The organism is Glycomyces sambucus (assembly GCF_900102815.1).
Classification (GTDB): Bacteria; Actinomycetota; Actinomycetes; order Mycobacteriales; family Micromonosporaceae; genus Glycomyces; species Glycomyces sambucus.
The window spans coordinates 77,204-95,462 of record NZ_FNGF01000005.1; the positions used below are offsets into that span (position 1 = coordinate 77,204).

General features: G+C 71.2%; 18 protein-coding genes and 1 tRNA gene. 10 read left to right on the top strand and 9 right to left on the bottom strand.

Annotated elements, in window-relative coordinates; genetic code table 11:
* Window positions 1-20: 20 nt before the first annotated feature.
* The 7 genes from BLS99_RS26300 (at window position 21) to BLS99_RS15685 (ending at window position 8,877) form a co-directional block, all read left to right on the top strand.
* A complete protein-coding gene (locus BLS99_RS26300) occupies window positions 21-737 on the top strand; it encodes a hypothetical protein (RefSeq protein ID WP_091051734.1) in 717 nt (238 codons plus the stop codon).
* A gap of 219 nt (window positions 738-956) precedes the next feature.
* On the top strand, window positions 957-3,560 hold the full coding sequence (gene clpB / locus BLS99_RS15660) for an ATP-dependent chaperone ClpB (protein WP_091051736.1): 2,604 nt from the start codon (window positions 957-959) through the stop codon (window positions 3,558-3,560).
* Between the two features lie 290 nt (window positions 3,561-3,850).
* Window positions 3,851-5,095 carry an ArsB/NhaD family transporter gene (locus BLS99_RS15665; protein ID WP_091051741.1) on the top strand — a complete coding sequence of 415 codons (1,245 nt, stop codon included), beginning with the start codon at window positions 3,851-3,853 and terminating at the stop codon, window positions 5,093-5,095.
* A gap of 89 nt (window positions 5,096-5,184) precedes the next feature.
* On the top strand, window positions 5,185-6,174 hold the full coding sequence (locus tag BLS99_RS15670; RefSeq protein WP_091051744.1) for a hypothetical protein: 990 nt from the start codon (window positions 5,185-5,187) through the stop codon (window positions 6,172-6,174).
* A gap of 15 nt (window positions 6,175-6,189) precedes the next feature.
* A complete protein-coding gene (locus BLS99_RS15675) occupies window positions 6,190-6,969 on the top strand; it encodes a hypothetical protein (RefSeq protein ID WP_091051747.1) in 780 nt (259 codons plus the stop codon).
* An 11-nt stretch (window positions 6,970-6,980) separates the two neighbouring features.
* Entirely contained in the window at window positions 6,981-8,024 is a 1,044-nt protein-coding gene (locus tag BLS99_RS15680; RefSeq protein ID WP_143034831.1) for a transcriptional regulator domain-containing protein, read from the top strand.
* Between the two features lie 34 nt (window positions 8,025-8,058).
* Window positions 8,059-8,877, top strand: coding sequence for an MOSC domain-containing protein (locus BLS99_RS15685; protein ID WP_218126533.1), 819 nt, complete (start codon window positions 8,059-8,061; stop codon window positions 8,875-8,877).
* 70 nt (window positions 8,878-8,947) lie between these two features.
* Here BLS99_RS15685 and BLS99_RS15690 read toward each other — a convergent pair whose 3' ends face one another.
* Window positions 8,948-9,886, bottom strand: coding sequence for a hypothetical protein (locus BLS99_RS15690; protein WP_143034832.1), 939 nt, complete (start codon window positions 9,884-9,886; stop codon window positions 8,948-8,950).
* A 139-nt stretch (window positions 9,887-10,025) separates the two neighbouring features.
* Here BLS99_RS15690 and BLS99_RS15695 point away from each other — a divergent pair, with 139 nt between their 5' ends.
* Complete coding sequence (locus BLS99_RS15695; RefSeq protein ID WP_091051760.1) at window positions 10,026-10,433, top strand: hypothetical protein; 408 nt, start codon at window positions 10,026-10,028, stop codon at window positions 10,431-10,433.
* A 2-nt stretch (window positions 10,434-10,435) separates the two neighbouring features.
* Here the strand turns inward: BLS99_RS15695 and BLS99_RS15700 are convergent, their stop codons facing one another.
* From BLS99_RS15700 to BLS99_RS15730, 7 genes are all read right to left on the bottom strand, one after another.
* The gene (locus BLS99_RS15700; RefSeq protein ID WP_091051764.1) at window positions 10,436-10,714 is read right to left on the bottom strand and encodes a hypothetical protein; all 279 of its coding nucleotides are present in this window, start codon (window positions 10,712-10,714) and stop codon (window positions 10,436-10,438) included.
* A gap of 16 nt (window positions 10,715-10,730) precedes the next feature.
* Complete coding sequence (locus tag BLS99_RS15705) at window positions 10,731-11,387, bottom strand: EndoU domain-containing protein (RefSeq protein ID WP_091051767.1); 657 nt, start codon at window positions 11,385-11,387, stop codon at window positions 10,731-10,733.
* Between the two features lie 3 nt (window positions 11,388-11,390).
* Window positions 11,391-12,092 carry a WXG100 family type VII secretion target gene (locus BLS99_RS15710; protein ID WP_091051770.1) on the bottom strand — a complete coding sequence of 234 codons (702 nt, stop codon included), beginning with the start codon at window positions 12,090-12,092 and terminating at the stop codon, window positions 11,391-11,393.
* A 2-nt stretch (window positions 12,093-12,094) separates the two neighbouring features.
* A complete protein-coding gene (locus BLS99_RS15715; protein WP_091051774.1) occupies window positions 12,095-12,415 on the bottom strand; it encodes a type VII secretion target in 321 nt (106 codons plus the stop codon).
* Window positions 12,416-12,420: 5 nt separating this feature from the next.
* A complete protein-coding gene (locus tag BLS99_RS15720) occupies window positions 12,421-12,807 on the bottom strand; it encodes a YbaB/EbfC family nucleoid-associated protein (protein ID WP_091051778.1) in 387 nt (128 codons plus the stop codon).
* Between the two features lie 153 nt (window positions 12,808-12,960).
* Complete coding sequence (locus BLS99_RS15725; RefSeq protein WP_091051781.1) at window positions 12,961-13,242, bottom strand: hypothetical protein; 282 nt, start codon at window positions 13,240-13,242, stop codon at window positions 12,961-12,963.
* A gap of 24 nt (window positions 13,243-13,266) precedes the next feature.
* Window positions 13,267-14,379: an LppU/SCO3897 family protein gene (locus BLS99_RS15730; protein WP_143034833.1), complete on the bottom strand. Its 1,113-nt coding sequence runs from the start codon at window positions 14,377-14,379 to the stop codon at window positions 13,267-13,269.
* Between the two features lie 180 nt (window positions 14,380-14,559).
* On the opposite strand from BLS99_RS15730, the gene BLS99_RS15735 reads away from it, so the two are divergent.
* Both BLS99_RS15735 and BLS99_RS15740 read left to right on the top strand, forming a co-directional pair.
* The gene (locus BLS99_RS15735) at window positions 14,560-15,531 is read left to right on the top strand and encodes an aldo/keto reductase (RefSeq protein ID WP_091051788.1); all 972 of its coding nucleotides are present in this window, start codon (window positions 14,560-14,562) and stop codon (window positions 15,529-15,531) included.
* A 181-nt stretch (window positions 15,532-15,712) separates the two neighbouring features.
* Window positions 15,713-17,896, top strand: a complete 2,184-nt coding sequence (locus BLS99_RS15740) for a DEAD/DEAH box helicase (RefSeq protein WP_176953385.1) — start codon at window positions 15,713-15,715, stop codon at window positions 17,894-17,896.
* Window positions 17,897-18,033: 137 nt separating this feature from the next.
* On the opposite strand, the gene BLS99_RS15745 is transcribed toward BLS99_RS15740, so the two are convergent.
* Window positions 18,034-18,109, bottom strand: a tRNA-Arg gene (locus tag BLS99_RS15745).
* Window positions 18,110-18,259 lie beyond the last annotated feature (150 nt).

Sequence of the window (18,259 nt, forward strand, 5' to 3'; positions counted from 1 at the left end):
CCGAATATAGGGAGGTTCCCGTGCCGACGAAGACGGGAGACAAGGTCCGGATCATCGTCCTGGGCACCGGCCCCGACGCCGACACCGCCCGCGCGATCGCCGAGTCCGACGCCGATGTCGCGCTCGCCAAACAGTTCACCAAGACCGTGACCCACCTGGTCGTCGACGACACCGTCAAGCCCGCCGAGGCGCGCGTGAAGAAGGCCGAGGAGGCCGGCGTCCCGGTCCTTACCGTCGCCGAGTTCCGCGCCCTGCTCGTCGCCGGTGCCGAGGACGAAGCGGGAGCCGAGGAGGCCGAGGCCCCCGCGGCCGCGGCCGACGAGGCCCCCGACGCCGGACCCGAGATCGTCGACGAGCCCGCGGTCGCGGCGGTCGCCGAGACCGAGACCGCCGCCGCGACTTCGGACGTCGAGCCCGAGCCCGTCACCGCGGCCGAGCCCGTCGCCGCCGAGCCCGAGCCCGTCACCGCGCCGGCCGCCGAGCCGGTCGAGGAGCTGGAGCCGGTCGCCGAGTCCGAGAAGCCCTCGGAGGCGGCGCCGACCGACAGCACGGCGACCGAGCCGGTCGCCGAGGCGATCGACGAGCCGGAGGCGGCCGCGGCCGACCCCGAGAAGGCCGTCCCGTCCCAGGCCGACGCGCCCGCGATCGAGACCACCGACGCCGGGTCCGAGAAGTCCAAGCCCGGCTTCATGGCGAAGATCAAGTCGATCTTCGGCCTCACCGGCTCGCGCAAGTAGCGTCCGGTGGCCGAAAGCCCCGAGCCCGCGGGCTCGGGGCTTTACGCTTGCCCCGGAGCCGCACCGGGTTCGCTCAGGGCGAACGCGCGGGAGTTCGCCGTGAAAACTTGAGCCGTCTAGACTCAACCTTGCGGCCCCCGCGGGCCGCGCAGGACCGCTCGGACCCGGCATCCGAGCAGGCCCGCCTACGAGCGAACCGACGAAGGAAGGCACACCGCAGTGGACGTCAACCGCCTGACCACCAAGAGCCGCGAAGTGATCTCCCAGGCCGCGCGCACCGCCGCCGCGAACGGCAACCCCGCCGTCGAGCCCTGGCACGTCCTCGACGCGCTCCTCACCGTCGACGGCTCCACCGCGCCCGGCCTCCTCCAGCTCGTCGGCGTCACCCCCGGCACCGTCTCCACCGAGACCGAGCGCCGCATCGACGAGCTCCCCTCGGCCTCCGGGCCCTCCGTCTCCGAGCCGTCCATGGCCCGCGACGCCCTGCGCGCCATCAACGCCGCCGACAAGATCGCCACCGACTACGGCGACGAGTACGTCTCCACCGAGCACCTCCTCGCGGGCCTCGCCCAGGCCGGCGGCGAGACCGGCCGCCACCTCGCCGAACTCGGCGCCACCGACAAGAAGCTCATCAGCCTCTTCCCGACCCTGCGCGGCGGCGACCGCAAGATCTCCTCCTCCGACCCCGAGCAGGGCTACAAGGCACTGGAGAAGTACGGCGTCGACATGACCGAGACCGCCCGGTCGGGCAAGGTCGACCCGGTCATCGGGCGCGACACCGAGATCCGCCGCGTCATCCAGGTGCTGTCCCGCCGCACCAAGAACAACCCGGTCCTCATCGGCGAGCCCGGCGTCGGCAAGACCGCCATCGTCGAAGGGCTCGCCCAGCGCATCGTCGCCGGCGACGTCCCCGAGTCCCTGCGCGACCGCCGCGTCATCCTCCTCGACCTCGCCAGCATGATCGCCGGCGCCCAGTACCGCGGCCAGTTCGAGGAGCGCTTCAAGTCCGTCATGGAGGAGATCAAGTCCTCCGACGGCGAGATCATCCCCTTCATCGACGAGCTCCACACCATGGTCGGCGCCGGCAAGTCCGAGGGCTCCCTCGACGCCGGCAACATGCTCAAGCCCGCCCTCGCCCGCGGCGAGCTCCACATGATCGGCGCCACCACCCTCAACGAGTACCGCGAGCACATCGAGAAGGACGCCGCCCTCGAACGCCGCTTCCAGCAGGTCTACGTCGGCGAGCCCTCCATCGAGGACACCGTCGCGATCCTGCGCGGCCTCAAGGAGCGCTACGAGGTCCACCACGGCGTCCGCATCACCGACTCCGCGCTCGTCGCCGCCGCCCAGCTCTCGGCCCGCTACATTCCCGACCGCCAGCTCCCCGACAAGGCCATCGACCTCGTCGACGAGGCCGCCTCGCGCCTGCGCATCGAGATCGACTCCCGCCCCGAGGAGATCGACCAGGTCGAACGGGCCGTCCGCCGCCTGGAGATCGAGGAGACCGCCCTCCAGAACGAGACCGACGACCCCGCCTCCGCCGAGCGCCTCGCGTCCCTCCAGCGCGAACTCGCCGACCAGCGCGAGCGCCTGGCCGCGCTCTCGCGCCAGTGGGAGTCCGAGAAGGGCCGCATCGCGAAGGTCTCCGACATCAAGGAGGAGCTCGACGACCTCAAGACCCAGGCCGAGCGCGCCGAGCGCGAGTACGACCTGGAGAAGGCCGCGCAGCTGCGCTACGGCCGCATCCCCGAACTGGAGCAGCAGCTCCAGGACGCCGAGGCCGAACTCGCCACCGCCGACACCGACCCCGCCCACCAGCCGATGCTCAAGGAGGAGATCGACGCCGACGAGATCGCCGACGTCGTCTCGGCCTGGACCGGCATCCCCGCCGGGCGCCTCCAGGAGTCCGAGACCCACAAGCTCCTCCACGCCGAGGAGGTCCTGGGCGAGCGGGTCGTGGGCCAGCTCGAAGCGGTCACCATCGTCTCCGACGCCCTGCGCCGCGCCCGCGCCGGCCTCTCGGACCCCAACCGGCCCACCGGGTCGTTCATCTTCGCCGGCCCCACCGGCGTCGGCAAGACCGAGCTGGCGAAGGCCCTCGCCGAGTTCATGTTCGACGACGACCGGGCCATGATCCGCATCGACATGGGCGAGTACACCGAGCAGCACTCGGTCGCGCGCCTCATCGGCGCCCCGCCCGGGTACGTCGGCTACGAGGAGGGCGGCCAGCTCACCGAGCCGGTCCGGCGCCGCCCGTACTCGGTGGTGCTCCTCGACGAGGTCGAGAAGGCCCACCCGCGGGTCTTCGACACGCTCCTCCAGGTCCTCGACGACGGGCGCCTCACCGACGGCCAGGGCCGCACGGTCGACTTCCGCAACGTCATCCTCATCATGACCTCGAACCTGGGCTCCTCGGCCCTGGTCGACCCGCTCCTGGAGGAGACCGCCAAGCGCGACCAGGTCATGGCCGCGATCCGCAGCCACTTCAAGCCCGAGTTCCTCAACCGGCTCGACGAGATCGTCATCTTCCACGCGCTCGAGCACGAGCACCTGAAGTCGATCGTCACCGTGCAGCTGGGGCACCTGGAGCGGCGCATGGAGGCCCGCCGCCTGCGCCTCGACGTCAACGACGCCGCCAAGTCCTGGCTCGCCGACCGCGGCTTCGACCCGGTCTACGGCGCCCGCCCGCTGCGCCGCCTCATCCAGTCCTCGATCGGCGACCCGCTCTCGCGGGACCTCCTCGAGGGCAAGATCACCGACGGCGACACCGTCAAGGTCGGCACCAGCGACATCGGCGACAAGCTCACCGTCACCAAGGGCTGATCCGACGCCAAGGGCCGCGCGGCACCACTCGCGGCCGTCCGCGACCACCGGGGACTCCGATACGAGACGGCCGACATCCGCCCACTGCCGCACATGCCCCGGACACGAGACGCCGTCTCGCGTCCGGGGCACTGTCACACCCGCCGGGCACCATCGAACCGGGGGCGCCTCACGCCGCCCGAAATGTGCAGACCCGCCGTGAACCGCCCGACTCCCCGCCCGGGCGCGCCGCCCCACGACCCGGTCACCGACCGTGGCCGCCGGGCCGAACCGTTCCTACCATTGGCCCGGTGACCGAAACCCCGACGCGACCCGAGCGGGCGCGCCCGCGGCGCGCCCGCCTCGACTGGCTCGACCTCGTCAGCCTCGGCGTGCTCGCCGCCGGACTCCTGTGCTGGGCCACCGGCGCGCTCCCCGCCCGCGACGCCGTCGCGAGCCTGGAGCGCATCGCGCCCCTCGTGCTGTTCCTCGGCACGGTCATGGTCATGGTCGCGATCGTCCAGGCGTCGCAGCTGTTCGACGTGGCCGCGCTCGGCCTCGCACGCCTGGCCCGCGGCAGCCACGCCGCCCTCTTCGCGTGCTGCTTCGCCCTCGCCTCGCTCACCACGATGTTCCTCAACCTCGACACGACGATCGTGCTGCTCACCCCCGTCATGCTCGCCCTCGCCGCGGCCACCCGCGCCCCGGCGCTCGCCCTCGCCATGACCACGGTCTGGCTCGCGAACACCGCGAGCCTGCTGCTGCCCGTCTCGAACCTGACGAACCTGCTCGCCGCCGACCGGATCGGCCTCGACCCGCTCGACTTCGCGGCCCGCATGTGGGCGCCGCAGCTCGCGGTCCTCGCCGTCACGGCCCTGTGCCTGTGGGTCGGCTTCTGGCGCCGCCGCCACCGCGAACGCGACCGCTACACCGTCCCCGCCGAGCCGCTCCCGATCGCCGACCGGCGCCTGCTGTGGACCGCGGCCGCGGTCTGCGCCGGGTTCGTCCTCGCGGTGGTCGCCGAGGTCCCGATCCAGGTCGTCTCGGCCGCCGCGGCCGCGGTCCTGGTGGCCCACTGCGTGCGCCGCCGCCGCGACCTCTTGAGCTGGCACCTCGTCCCGTGGCGCCTGCTCGTGCTCACCGCGGGCCTGTTCCTGGTGGTCCCGGCCCTCATGCTGCACGGCGGCGGCGACCTCGTCTCGGCCCTCGCGGGCGGCGGCGCGGGCGACGCGGGCGTCTTCCGCGCGGGCCTGACCGGCGCGGGGCTCGCGAACCTGGTGAACAACCTGCCCGCGTACGCCGCCGTCGAGTCGGTCCTGCCGCACGGCAGCGGCGACGCGCTGCTGGGGGTCCTCATCGGCACGAACGTCGGCCCGCTGGTCCTGCCGTGGGCGTCCATGGCGACCCTGCTGTGGTTCGACCTCGTCACCGGCCGGCGCCCCGGCGTCCCCGCGGACCAGCGCCTGCGGGTGCCGCTCGGGCGCTTCGCCGCCGCGGGCGCGGTCCTCGCGGCCGCCGCGACCACCGCGGGCCTGGCCGCGCTCGTCTGGCTCTGACACCGCACCGAACCGGAATGCAATACCACTATGGAATGAAAGTTCGCGGTTCGACCGTATGAGGCGGCATCATTGGTCATAGTGCTCCCATGGCCTTCACTGGGAGCTCAGGTGTCGCACCGCGCCTGACCCGCCGCACCGTCCTCACCGGCGCGGCCGCGATCCTCGCCGGAGCCGTCGCTCCGGCCGCGAGCCCTGCCCGCGCGGGCGCGGCCCCGCAGATCTACGCCGCCGCCACCGGCTGGACCGGCCGCGGCGGCGAACTGCTCGTCCTCACCGGCGAAGCGGACGCCGACCACGCCCTGCGCGTCCTCGAACCCGCCGAAGCCGCCGGCACCGTCACGGGCGTGCTCGGCCCGCCCCTGCCGCTGCCGCTCCCCGGCGACTTCACGCCGCACTCGATGGCCGCCACGGGCGCGACCCTGTGGGTCACGGGCGCAAGGGAACTCGCCCCCGACCGGGCCCGGCCCGCGCTGGTGCGCATCGAGGACGCCGCGGGGGAGTACGTCGACCTGCCCGTGCCGGAGGAGATCCGGTCCGGCATCGCCACCGCCGTGTGCCCCCTGGGCGCGAACGGCCTCGCGGTCGCGATCGAGGGCAGCCCTGACGAGCACGTCGCCGTCGTCTCCCGCAGCCACCTCGCCGTGACCGCCGACGGCGGCGCCACCTGGACCGGGCAGCGCCTCGCCGCCGGGCTCGGCGAAGGCTACGGGACCGTCCTCGCCGAGACCGACCGCGGCCTGTTCGCGGCCGTCGCCGACGGCGAGGGCACCCAGTTCGCCTACAGCGGGCGGCTCACCGAGGCCGGGGCGCCGCAGATCCACCTGACCGCCATCGGCGAGGCCCCCGGCGCGGGCCGGCCCATGGCGGCCGTCGCCACGAAGGCGCACGTCAGCCTCTACTCCGACCGCGACGGCACGATCATCGAGACCCGCTTCACCGACGACGAGCGCACCGAGGCGGCCCTCGGCTCCTCGCTCGACTGCGCCTGCCTCGGCGAGGTCCTCGCCGTCAACGGCAGGCGCGGCGTCTGGCTGGAGACCGACGGCACCGTCATCCGCATCAGAGGAATCGAGTAGCGACGAGGAGGACAGATGGCATTCCCCAGCAGCAGCAAGGCGTTCGCCCGCTCGACCTGCGAACTCCCCGACATCACGCGCAACTGGCTCTACAGCGAGAACTGGAAGATGCGGTACCGCACCGCGTTCAACGCGTCCGGATACGGCGTCCACCCCTCGGTCACCTCCTTCACCATGCACCAGGAGACCCACACGCAGGCCGGGAAGATCGTGCGCGACCTCCACGCCCTCGGGCAGTCGTACGCGCGCACCGGGGGGCCGTGGGCCTACCAGTGGACCGGCGTCGCCGGGGCGAAGGTCTGCAAGACCGGCTACCACCGCTACGGCGCGGCCATCGACCTCACCAGGTTCGACTGGGGCGCAGGCCATTACATCGACACCGCCGTCCACGGCAAGGACACGCGCCGGTACCTGCGCCGCCGCTACCTCGCCGTGGTCGCCACCTGCCGCAAGCACTTCGGGACGGTCCTGCACTGCTACAACGACCCCGACGGCTCCCACTGGAACCACATCCACGTCGACCGCGGCCGCCAGGCCGTCGCCGCCGACTGGGACTACCAGACCGACACCACGATCATCCAATGGGCCGCAAGGGATCTCGCGGGGATCACCGACATGGCCATCGACGGCGACTTCGGCCCGCAGACGAAGCAGGGCTTCGAGGCGCTGCGCACGAAGTTCGGCGCCAAGGGGATCGACCCGACCGCGTCCCCGGTGAACTACCGCGTCTGGCTCGACCTCATCGGGCGCCACGGCATGGCCGACAAGGACGCCGGCACGTACAAGGCCGGATGACGGAGGACCAGATGACCAAGCGCGCCAGGACCGCGGCGGTCGCCGCGGCCGCCCTCGCCCTCCTCGCCGCCGCCTCCTGCGACCGGGTCACCGGCAGCGGCGAGGACACCGGCACCGGCACGTTCTACGCCCTCGGCGACGACCACCTCTTGTACCGGTGGGAGCCCGGCGGCGAGACCGACCCGGAGGCGCAGCCCCCGGCCGAGCCAGTGCTCGACCTGAGCGGGGTGTGGACCGCGGAAGGGGACGTCGGCACCGTCCTGCGCGCCTCGCTGAGCATCGACCCGGGCCAGCGGACCGCCGCGTGGATCGAGGGCGCCTCGCCCGGCGAGAGCCTGAAGTTCGGCGACCTGGAGACCGGCGACGTCACCACCGCCGTCCAGTACCCGCTCGACCACGCGTGCATCGACCCGACCTGGCTCGCCGACGGCTCGGCGCTCCTCGTCCACCGCGGCGCCGTCTGGGGCGCCGAAGGCGTCGGCGCAGCGGGCGACACGACCCCGCTGCCGGTCCAGGCGTGGGGCGCCGCCGAGTGGTACTCGCCCGACGCCGGCGAGCTGCCGTCCACCGTGGACCTGCAGCCGGCGGGCTGCCGACTGCGCTGGTACACCGCCGAAGACGGCACCGCCCAGGCGGTCTACCACAACCTCCAGGTGACCGAGCTGTACCGGATCGACGCGCAGGGGAAGGTCCTGGAGACCATCAGGGTCGGGGGCCTCACCGGCACCGAACCGCTCACGATCGGCCTCGTCGGCGTCGACCCCACCGGCCGCTACGCGTGCCTCGTCGACGACTACGGGCCCTACGGCGCCTTCAAGGGCGGCTTCACGCCGCACGCCCAGGAGGGCACCCGCGTGGTCGACCTGGAGACCGGCGAGGCCGCGGGCGACCCGGCCCACCAGTCCTGCACCTCGCTCCACCCCGACGGCTACGTCTCCCGCACCGGCGCGAAAGCAACGTTCGTCGACTACGACGGCGCCACCGAGTGGTCGGTGGAGCTGCCGAAGCAGATCAAGGAGTCGCCGGTCCTGTTCTTCTTCCCCGACGAGGGCTAGCCGCGCCCGCGGCCGGGCGGCATACGATCGGGGCGTGAACACTCTCGCCGGGATCCGCCGCCACCCGCTCAAGTCCGCCGCCGCCGAGCACCTGACCGCGACCGCGATCGGCAAGCGCGGCCTGGACGGCGACCGCACCTGGGCGTGCTTCGACGCCGACGGCACCATCGGCACCGGCAAGCAGCCGCGCCTGTGGGGCGCGCTCCTGGACGTCACCGCGCACTTCGCCGCCGACCGCGACGAGGTCGAGCTGACCGTCCCCGGCGGCGCGCCCGTCACCGCCGGCACCCCGGAGGCCGACGCGGCGGTCTCCGCCTGGCTCGGCCGCCCGATCCGCATCACGCGGACCGCGCCCCAGCAGGTCAAGCGGCACCACTGGTGGCCCGACGAGCCCGGCATGATCCCCGAGTGGGCCACCGACGCCGAACCCGGCGGCGAGGACCTCCAGCAGGTCGGCGGTGCCGCCGACGGCCGCTTCTTCGACTTCGGGCCGCTCCACCTCGTCACCACCGGCGCGATGGACGCCCTGTCCGCCGAGCACGGTGACACGGTCGACCCGGTCCGCTTCCGCCCCAACTTGATCCTCGGCCTGCCCGCCGACCCGCGGCAGGGCCAGCGGATCGCGATCGGCGACGAGGTCGTCCTCGAAGCGACCCTCCCGACCCCGCGCTGCATCATCCCGTCGATCGCCCACGGCCCCGGCGCCCCGGCCGACAAGGGCCTGCTCAAGACCCTCGCCGCGAACCACCGGATCGAGGTGCCCGGACTGGGCAAGGCGACGTGCTTCGGCTTCTACGCCGACGTCCTGTCGGAGGGCACCGTCCGCGAGGGCGACCGGGTGGTCGTCAGCTGAAGACGGCCGGGTGCGGTAGCACCCGTGAAGACGGCCGGGTGCTGCCGCACCCGGCCGCCGGAGCGATCGCCTAGTTGTACGCGGTCGTGTAGTACCGGACCTTGTAGAACTCGGCGCCGGAACGGGTCCGGTCCGCCGACTGCGAGAACACGACCGTGGGGCTGCCCCAGTCGCGCGAGCCGGCGTTGTCGCCGCGGATGTAGAAGTGCTCGCCGGACTTCATCTTCACGTACGCCTTGATGCGCGTCGTGGTGTGCAGCGTGGTCTTCGCCAGGGTCGTCTTGTTGATCGAGTAGACGCCGTACGAGTCCGAGACCTGGAGCAGCGACGAGTTCGAGAAGTCGGCCTGGAGGTCGTGGCCCAAGCCCGACAGGGCGACCTTCTTGCTGTGCGCCTTGAGCCGCGTGTTCCGGTAGGTCCCGGTGACGGAGTACGCCTGCACGGTCTTGTTCCCGGCGGCCCACAGCAGGCTGTTGTTCGGGTCCCAGATGACCCCGTGGGCTCCGGCCAGCGAGACGGTCTGCACCTTCGCGAGCGTCGACGGGTCGGACACCTTGGTGGGCGCGTAGACCGTGAGGTACCCGTCCGAGGAGGCCGAGACGAACGCGCCGACGTTCGGGATCCGTTCGAGCGCATGGGGGTTGCCGCCCGGGGTGGCGCTCCACAGGACGTCGTTGAGCTCCTGGTCCTTCTCGGTCGTGATGTTCCAGATCCCGACCTTGCCGCCCGAGGCGGCCGCCAGCCCGATCGCGCCGAACTGGGCCGTGTCCCGGATGCGGCAGTCGGACAGGTTCGACCACCCGCCGGTGCCGGGGCTCCAGGACTTGTACCGGTTGGCGTCGCTGAACGACTTGTCCTTGTCGAACACCATCACCTTGTTGGCGACCTGCTCGGTCGCCATGACCTTGAAGTTGGCGGTGTCGGCCGCCGCGATCCCGGCGCCGACCGCTCCGGCGGTCGCCAGGGGTGCGCCGATCGCGAGCGCCCGCAACAGGTTTCGTCTCTTCACGAGTGAACTCCTCTGGGGGTAGGGAGGGTCCGCGCCCGGTCCGGGCCGCGAACCGCCACCAGTGTGCGCCATCGCGACAAACCCGGAACGTCCCGGTTCGTTCACTCGCCCAGCGGCACCGGTTCACTACACTTCGGACATGAACGCGCTCCGACGCCTCCTCCTCGGCCCCGGCCGCCTCCCCGACGACCTCAGCGCGGCGCTCCGCGCCGAAGGCATGGTCCTCCTGGTCGAGGGCGCCCCGGGCTCGGTCACCTACCGCAACCTGAAGACGCCCGGCCGCAGGGCCAACTGGAAGCGAACGGCGATCTCAGCCGCCATCGCGCTGTCCAACAAGCGCTTCGTCGTCCACGCCCACCGCTTCAAGCACATCGACGTCCCGCTCACCGACCTCGCCCGCTACGGCATCAAGGTCGCCAACCCGGCCCCCGACCGCCTCCAAGTCGACTACGACCTGAGCACCACGAACCCCACCTGGCAGGGCCAGGTCACCCTCAACCTCAAGACCGAGGAAGCGGCGAGGATCGTCCGTACGCTCACCCTTTAGCGTCAGAGTTCGAACGGCTCCTCGACGCGCAACTGCTCTGCGAGGTCCTTCGGGGTGTCCGGCGACAGCTCGATCTTGCCCAGCAGCTCCCGAAAGAGCGCCTTGTCGTCGGCGGCGACCGGGATCCCGTCGGCGACGAGCGCGCTCGCGAGCTCGGCCGCGGCGAGGCCCCACTCTCCCACGGAGAACGCGCTGCGGACGCCCTGCGCGTACGGTGGCCGCACCCGGTCGCCGTAGCGCTCGACGAGTCCTTCGACCTTCGCCGCGTACTGTCCTGCCATCGTTCGCCGTCCTTCGCTAGTTGAACACGACGCCGTCGCCGCCCAACGGGTAAGCGGACCAGACGGTACCATCCCGGTTGAGCAGCACTTCGATCTCCACGCCGTCGACCACGCCGGTCACGCGGTACCCGCCGCCGGGCCGCGGAGCGGGCTCTGAACCCGGATTGCGGGCGACATCGGAGATGTTGTCCATGATCTGCTCGTCCGTCCACCGCTCCGGGAACTCGGTCTTGCCGGGGTTCCCCGAGCCGGGGGCGTGCCCGCCGCCGAGCAGTTCGCCCGAGTCGTAATCCCATTCGCCGTCGAGGATGTGGACCTGGCGCTTGTCGGGAATGTTCCCGAGGTTCGTCATCTCTGCGAGCTGTTCGTCCGTCCAGCGCCTGGTGGTGTCCGGAGTGCCCGGGACATCGGGCTGTCCGTCGCCGTCCGAGTCGCCGGCGCGCCCGCTCTCCGCCTCGGCTTTGGCGGTGTCGTGGACTTCGGCCATCTCGGTGGAGGCGTTCTTGCCCTGGAAGTTCAGGCGCTCCTGGCGCTCCGCGGAGTCCTTCGGGCGGCCGGTCAGCGGGTCGACGTCACCGCCGTCGCCGTCCGGCCCGTCGGGGCCGTCGCCTTTCGGTTTGGCCATGAGGAGGCCGACACCGAGCAGCACCAGCAGCTTCAACGCTCTGCGCATGCCTCACACCCCCAGCAGGGTCTTGAGGTTGGTGAGCGACTGCACGAGCGCCATGCCGTAGCCCATGATGATGCCCGCCCACTTCACGACCGCCGCCACGATCTGCGCGGCGATGACCGGGATCGTGACCACGAAGATCGCCTCGATCGCCCACACGATCACGTGCCCGACCAGCTCGGCGATGAGATCCCTGACGATCTCGTGCGTGATCTGCACCAGGCTCCCGGCGCCCTCGGTCGCCGCCGCCATCGCCTCAGCGGTCGCCGCCAATGCCGACGCCGACGTGACGTTGTGCGCCATGAGCGACTTGTACGCGTCGGCCGCGTCCCCGGTCCAGGACGGCATGTCGCCGTCCAGGTGCGCGGTCAGGTCCTCGACGATCGCCAGCAGCTCCCCGGACATGTTGCTCCAGGTCTGGGCGTGCGCCATGACCACGTCGGCCTTCCCCGTGACCTCCTGGAGCATCTCCCGCAGCGGCTCGAAGTACTCCAGGGCCCAGCCGATCCCGGCCGACAGCAGGGCGCTGAACGGGTCGAGCACCGACCCCACGACCTCCAGCGCGAACCCGCCCCCGGCGAGCAGGTCGTCGACCCAGCCTTCGGACTTGAACGCGTCGATCATGCCGTGGTACGAGTCGAGCGGCCCCGCGCCCGTGTACCACTGGTTGGTCGACTGCACCGGCGCGACCAGCGGATTGTCGGACATCGTCACCGCCCCATCCGGTCGCGCAGCTCTGTGAACGCCGACTGCGAGTCGGTGTCGCTGACCTCGTACTCCTCGGCGGCCGCTCGCAGCGCGCTCGCCGCGATGGTGAAGTTCTCCGCCAGGAACGACGTGATGTCGTCCTGCTTCTGGTGACGCTCCTCCAGGCACCCGGAGATCCACCCGCACAGGGTCCCGTACGCCTCGTCGTCCTGCTCGATGTAGTTGCTGGCATTCATGACCTGGTCGAACCGTGCTTTGACTGTCTCCAGGTACCGCGCGTGCTCCCGCAGCTCCTCGGGATCGACGTCGAATCCACCCGCCATGCGGCTCAGGCCTCCTCGTCCGGCTTGGGCATCAACTGGGACCGCACGCGGTTCGCGATCGCCTGCCCCGCAGCCGAGTCGGTGCCCATCGTCTCCGAGATGATCGCCGCCGAAGCCTCCGCCATCTGCACCCGCGCAGCCGCGACCGCCGCCAGAATCGCCTGCCCCGTGTACTCCGTGTCGATCCGCCGCGTGCGCTCGCTCAGCTGCACGTCGACCATGTTCCCGCTGGAGTCCACAGTGACCCTGACGAGCCCCTCCGGATCGGCACCGACCGCCTTGAGCTCACCGAACCGGCTGCTCATCTCCTGCGTATCGGCGGCCAGCCGATCGATCCGGCCCTTCCACCCCTCAAGGTGCCGCCTGGATGCCTCCGGGTCGGGGATGCCCATGTGCGCTCCTGCTCTTCAGTTGGGAAACGGCACAAGGGGTCATGCGCCGGACACGATTCGAGAGTCTATCGGACTTCGGCAAACCGGACGGGACGCCCGCTTGCCACCAGCATCGATGCGACTCGCGAGCGTCCCGAATTCCCGTTGGGGCCGTTACTCCTTCAGCAGAACCGTGACGCCGAGTGCGTGGTCGAGGTCGTCCGCCAGGGTGAAGACGCTCTTGCCGCCGCAGAGGCCGACATGGGATCCGAAGGCGCGGTTCACGAAGGACCACCCGCCCCCCGAGTCGCCCTTCACCGTGTAGGCGTCCTTCATGCGGATCAGGCTCTCGGTGAGGTACCCCTCCAAGGTGCAGGAGTAGAAGATGTTCTGGACCCCGGCAGAGCACCGCCGGACGTCGGTCTTGCGTCCGAAGACGCAGATCGTCTCGCCCACGGAGAACTCGCGACTAGTCCCGATCTACAGCCACCCCCAGCAGACCGTGAACGACAGCTCGGGGAAGTCGGGGACCTCCTCGTACGCCCAGCCCCAGCCGTTGCACCAGCTCTCGCCGTCGACGATCTCGTTGGTGCGGCCGGTGACGTAGGCGTTGCCGTCGTCGCAGTCGGACACGAACTCGGCGTACGTGTAGTCGGAGTTCATGGACAGGCAGTCGTCGATCTCGGCGTACCCGATGTCCCCGCTGGCGTACATCATCTGGAGGCACAGCGTGGTGTCCAGATAGGTCGAACCGGTCGAGTAGGCGAGGCCGTAGATGTAGTAGGTGGAGTCGCTGCACGAGCTGGTGCTGGACTGGCCGTCGAGCCGTTCGATGACCTTGAACGCGCCGTCCTGGCAGTCGATGACGTACCAGGCGCTGCCCGCGACGGAGGTGCCGTACACGCACTGGTCGACCTGCGCGTGGTACGCGTCGTCGCCGTCCATCACGTTGTAGCTCAGGCACAGCACACGGTCGACCCCGGTGGAGTTGACGGCGAGGTTGACGCTCGGCATGCCGTCGCAGGACGCCAGGTCGCTGGTGCCCTCGACGATGTCGACCGTCTCGAAGGCCCCGGCCCCGCACACGGCCGTCTCCAGGTCCGGCGTGGTCTCGTCGCCGTTGTTGTAGAAGCAGTCGCCGATCACGGCGTCGGCCACCGGGTCGGCGACGACCGCCTCGGTCGGGTCGGCACTCGAAGTGTCGCTGTCGGTGTCGCCGCCGGCGCCCCCGTCGTCGTCCGCGGTGGTGGTGCTCGGCGAGTCGGCGTCGTCGAGGGCGATCACGATGCCGGTGATGCCGAGGCCGACGAGGAGCACGATGCCGAGCGCGATGCCGACCCAGCCCGCGGCCGGGATGCCCGTGCGCTGCGGCGGGACGGCGTACTGCGGCGGCATGCCGGGATAGCCGCCCTGGTACGGGTTCGGGGCCGCGTAAGGGCCCGGCGGCGGCACCGGGGCGCCCGGCGGCGGATAGCCGATGCTGTAGCTCGTCTCCGGGCCGGGCGTGTAGCCCGGAGGGGGTCCGTAGGGCGAGCCGCTCGGGCCCTGGTTCTCGGGCGGGCCCGCATTGGGGTTGTAGGAATAGGGGTCCATGCGGCGATTGTGTCAGGCAGGTGCAACCGTGCGGCGCCGCCGAACGGAGGCCGACCGATCGTCCCCGCCCGGCGGTCGGGCGACTCGGTTGTCAGGTGACGCTGCCGGGTGGTGGCGCGGGTCGGTATCGTGCTGGTGCGGCCCGATCGGGTCGGTGCGGCCTGGGAGAGGGGACGGTTCATGGAGTACACGCGTGTGGGGGCGTCAGGTCTCAAGGTCAGTCGGATCGCGCTGGGGTGCATGAGCTTCGGTCAGATGCCCGGGGACGCGGACGCATGGGCGCTCGGCCCGGAGGAGTCGGCGCCGCTGTTCCGCCAGGCGGTGGAACTGGGGATCACCTTCTGGGACACCGCGAACATGTACTGGGCCGGCAGCTCGGAGGAGCTGGTCGGCAAGGCGATCAAGGAGTACACCCGCCGCGAGGACGTGGTCCTCGCCACGAAGGTGTTCTTCAAGATGCACGACGGTCCGGGCGGATCTGGGTTGTCGCGCAGGGCGATCCTGGAGCAGATCGACGCCTCCCTGGCGCGGCTCGGCACCGACTACGTCGACCTGTACCAGATCCACCGCTTCGACCCCGAGACGCCGGTCGAGGAGACCATGGAGGCCCTGCACGACGTGGTGCGGGCGGGGAAGGTCCGGTACATCGGCGCGTCCTCGATGTGGGCCTGGCAGTTCGCCAAGATGCAGCACGTCGCCGAGGCGAACGGCTGGACCCGGTTCATCTCGATGCAGGACCAGTACAACCTGATGCAGCGCGAGGAGGAGCGCGAGATGTTCGGCCTGCTCGATGACCAGGGCGTCGGCAGCCTCCCGTGGAGCCCGCTCGCCAAGGGCCGCCTGGCCCGCCCCTGGGGGGAGCGGACGGCCCGGTCCGAGCGCGACCCGATGGCCGCCCGCTACGACGGCGACCGCGACCGCCCGATCGTGGAGGCCGTGGCCCGCATCGCGGCAGAGCGCGGCGTGCCCATGGCGCAGATCGCCCTCGCCTGGGTCCTTGGGAAGTCCGCGGTGACCGCTCCGATCGTGGGCCCCACGAAGCCCCACCACCTCGCCGACGCCGCGGCGGCCGTCGACCTCGCACTCACCGACGACGAGGTCGCGGCCCTGGAGGAGCCGTACACACCGCGCCTGCCCACCGCCTTCAGCTAGCCGCGCACGACGTTCCGCACGCACCGGCGCACCAGGTTCGATCGAGACCCGTTCACGTGCAACGCCTCTCGGGTACGAAACCTGATACGCCGGTGCGCCGGCCCACCCCGATCGACCGGGACGGGGGCGGCCACGGCCTGAAGCTCATACAATGGGGACCCTCCCGACCCCAGGAGCCCCCATGGCCGACACTGCCCGCGACAGGCGGCAGATCCGCACGCACGCCCGCGAGCAGGTCGCGCACGCCCGCGATACGCTGCGGCAGTACGAGACGCTGGCCTCCGCACCAGCGCGGCTGCGCAAAGCCGTTCGCGCGCACGCCGACGCGGTAGCGAGCGAGGACGCCTCAGGCCGGCTCGTGACGATGCGGATCACCGAGCTCAAGAAGGTCGCAAAGGGACTTCGCCTGACGCGGCTCGAAGAGGCCGGGATCACCACGGTCGCCGACGTGCTCGCGAACTCGCGCGAGCAGCTGCTGTCCGTCCCGGGCGTCGGCGCGCAGACCGTCGACGAGGTCAAGGCCGCGGCCGAGATGCTCGCCGCCCGCTTCGCCGCCGACACGCGCCCCAAGTTCGACCCGGACCGGCGCGACCCGCGGCAGACGCGCATCCTGGCCCATCTGCGGGCCGAGCAGACCGCGACCGCCGCGGTGGACGAGCTGCGCGAGGCCGTGTACCGCTTCCGCGAGCGCGCCCTGCCGTACTTCGCCGCCGCCGACCGGGCCGGCAGCCGCCTCGCCATGCTGTTCGCAAGGCGCAAGCGCAAAGCCGAGACCCTGGCCGGGCTCGAAGTCCTCGAAGGCGTCAACGCCGACCCCGAGACCCGTGCCCTGGAACGGGATCTCGCCGCCGCGCTCGACCGCGCGAAGCCCGAGCGCTGGACCTCCGACGAGCTGTGGCGCGACTACGAGGACCGGGCCGCGAGCGTCAACACGCAGCTTGCCAAGCTCACCGGCACCGATGTCGAGGACGCCGAGAACACCGAGGACTTCGTCGGCGGCGAACTGCGGCAGGAGATCGAGACGCTGCCGCTCGACCGCTCGCTCCTGCGCACCGACCTGCGCTACTACCAGCTGTTCGGCGCGAAGTACGTGATCCACCAGCGGAAGGCGATCATCGGCGACGAGATGGGCCTGGGCAAGACCATCCAGGCCCTCGCCGCCGCCGCGCACCTCGCCGCGAAGGGCCAGAAGCGCTGCCTCGTCATCTGCCCGGCGAGCGTCGTCCCCAACTGGCTCAACGAGATCCGCAAGCACACTCACCTCGACGCGTTCGGCCTCCACGGGCCGGACCGGGAGGAGCAGGCCCGCAGGTGGCTGCGCCGCGGCGGGGTCGCGGTGACCACGTTCAACACCATCGACCGCCTCGAGTCGATGCCGCAGCGCTCGAAGCTCGCGCTCCTCATCGTCGACGAGGCCCACTACATCAAGAACCCGAACGCGAAGCGCAGCATGGCGGTCGGCGCCGCGATCGCCCGCTCCAAACGTGCGCTCCTGCTGTCCGGCACGCCGATGGAGAACCGCGTCAAGGAGTTCCAGTCCCTCATCGGCCACCTGCGGCCCGACCTGGCCGAGCGGGTCGGCGAGGGCGACGAGGTCGTCGGCGCCGAGGACTTCCGGCGGACGGTCGCCCCGGTCTACCTGCGGCGCAACCAGGAGGACGTGCTCACCGAACTGCCCGAGAAGATCGAGGTCGAGGAGTGGGTGCAGTTCAACGCCGAGGACGAGGACGAGTACCGCGAGCAGGTGCGGCGCCGCAACCTCATGGGCATGCGCCGCGCCTCCTCCGCGATGCCCGGTTCGGCGAAGCTGGAGCGCCTGGCCGAACTCATCGAGGACGCGGGGGACGAGGGCCAGAAGGTCATCGTGTTCTCGTACTTCCTCGACGTGCTCAAGGCCGTCGGCGAACGGGTCGGCGACCACGCCATCGGACCGATCTCCGGCAAGATCGCCGCGCCGAAGCGCCAGGCCATGGTCGACGAGTTCGCGCGCCGCAAGGGCCCGGCGGTGATCCTCGCGCAGATCGAGGCCGGCGGCGTCGGCCTCAACATCCAGGCCGCCTCCGTGGTCGTCCTCGCCGAGCCCCAGTGGAAGCCGAGCATCGAGCAGCAGGCCGTCGCCCGCGCCCACCGCATGGGCCAGACCCGCCGCGTCCAGGTCCACCGCCTCCTCGCCAAGGACGGCGTCGACGAGCGCATCCGCGAAGTCCAGGAGCACAAGGAACTCCTCTTCGAGCACTACGCCCGCCACTCCGACGCCAAGGGCACCGGCGCCATGGCCACCGCCACCGCCGTCGCCACCCGCGAAGACGACTCGATGGAACAACGCATCATCGCCGCGGAAAGGACCAGGCTCGGCCTCGGCTGAGCTGTCGACCGGGCCGCGACTTGCTTTCCGAGGAGCGGCCCTAGCCGCTCAACGATGCCGTCGCCGCCCAGGTGGGTTGGCCTCGGCCGGACCCTAGACAGCAAGAAAGCCAGGTCTTTGACCTGGCTTCTCTGTAGTGGTGCGCCGCGAGGGATTCGAACCCCCAACCTTCTGATCCGTAGTCAGATGCTCTATCCGTTGAGCTAGCGGCGCCTGGCCCGGTTGAGCAGGCCGGGCATAACCTTACCTGGCTCGGGATCGCGCCTGCAACCGGGTTCGATGGTGTGCTCTGGGTCATCGCGGGCGGATTGCCCCGGCCCCGGATTCGAACCCCCAACCTTCTGATCCGTAGTCAGATGGCGG

Excerpts from the sequence above, each read along its gene's own strand:
- BLS99_RS15670 (WP_091051744.1), top strand. The coding sequence starts at position 5,185 with ATGGCCTTCACTGGGAGCTCAGGTGTCGCACCGCGCCTGACCCGCCGC.
- BLS99_RS15675 (WP_091051747.1), top strand. The coding sequence starts at position 6,190 with ATGGCATTCCCCAGCAGCAGCAAGGCGTTCGCCCGCTCGACCTGCGAA.
- BLS99_RS15680 (WP_143034831.1), top strand. The coding sequence starts at position 6,981 with ATGACCAAGCGCGCCAGGACCGCGGCGGTCGCCGCGGCCGCCCTCGCC.
- BLS99_RS15695 (WP_091051760.1), top strand. The coding sequence starts at position 10,026 with ATGAACGCGCTCCGACGCCTCCTCCTCGGCCCCGGCCGCCTCCCCGAC.
- BLS99_RS15700 (WP_091051764.1), bottom strand. The coding sequence starts at position 10,714 with ATGGCAGGACAGTACGCGGCGAAGGTCGAAGGACTCGTCGAGCGCTAC.
- BLS99_RS15705 (WP_091051767.1), bottom strand. The coding sequence starts at position 11,387 with ATGCGCAGAGCGTTGAAGCTGCTGGTGCTGCTCGGTGTCGGCCTCCTC.
- BLS99_RS15710 (WP_091051770.1), bottom strand. The coding sequence starts at position 12,092 with ATGTCCGACAATCCGCTGGTCGCGCCGGTGCAGTCGACCAACCAGTGG.
- BLS99_RS15715 (WP_091051774.1), bottom strand. The coding sequence starts at position 12,415 with ATGGCGGGTGGATTCGACGTCGATCCCGAGGAGCTGCGGGAGCACGCG.
- BLS99_RS15720 (WP_091051778.1), bottom strand. The coding sequence starts at position 12,807 with ATGGGCATCCCCGACCCGGAGGCATCCAGGCGGCACCTTGAGGGGTGG.
- BLS99_RS15730 (WP_143034833.1), bottom strand. The coding sequence starts at position 14,379 with ATGGACCCCTATTCCTACAACCCCAATGCGGGCCCGCCCGAGAACCAG.
- BLS99_RS15735 (WP_091051788.1), top strand. The coding sequence starts at position 14,560 with ATGGAGTACACGCGTGTGGGGGCGTCAGGTCTCAAGGTCAGTCGGATC.
- BLS99_RS15740 (WP_176953385.1), top strand. The coding sequence starts at position 15,713 with ATGGCCGACACTGCCCGCGACAGGCGGCAGATCCGCACGCACGCCCGC.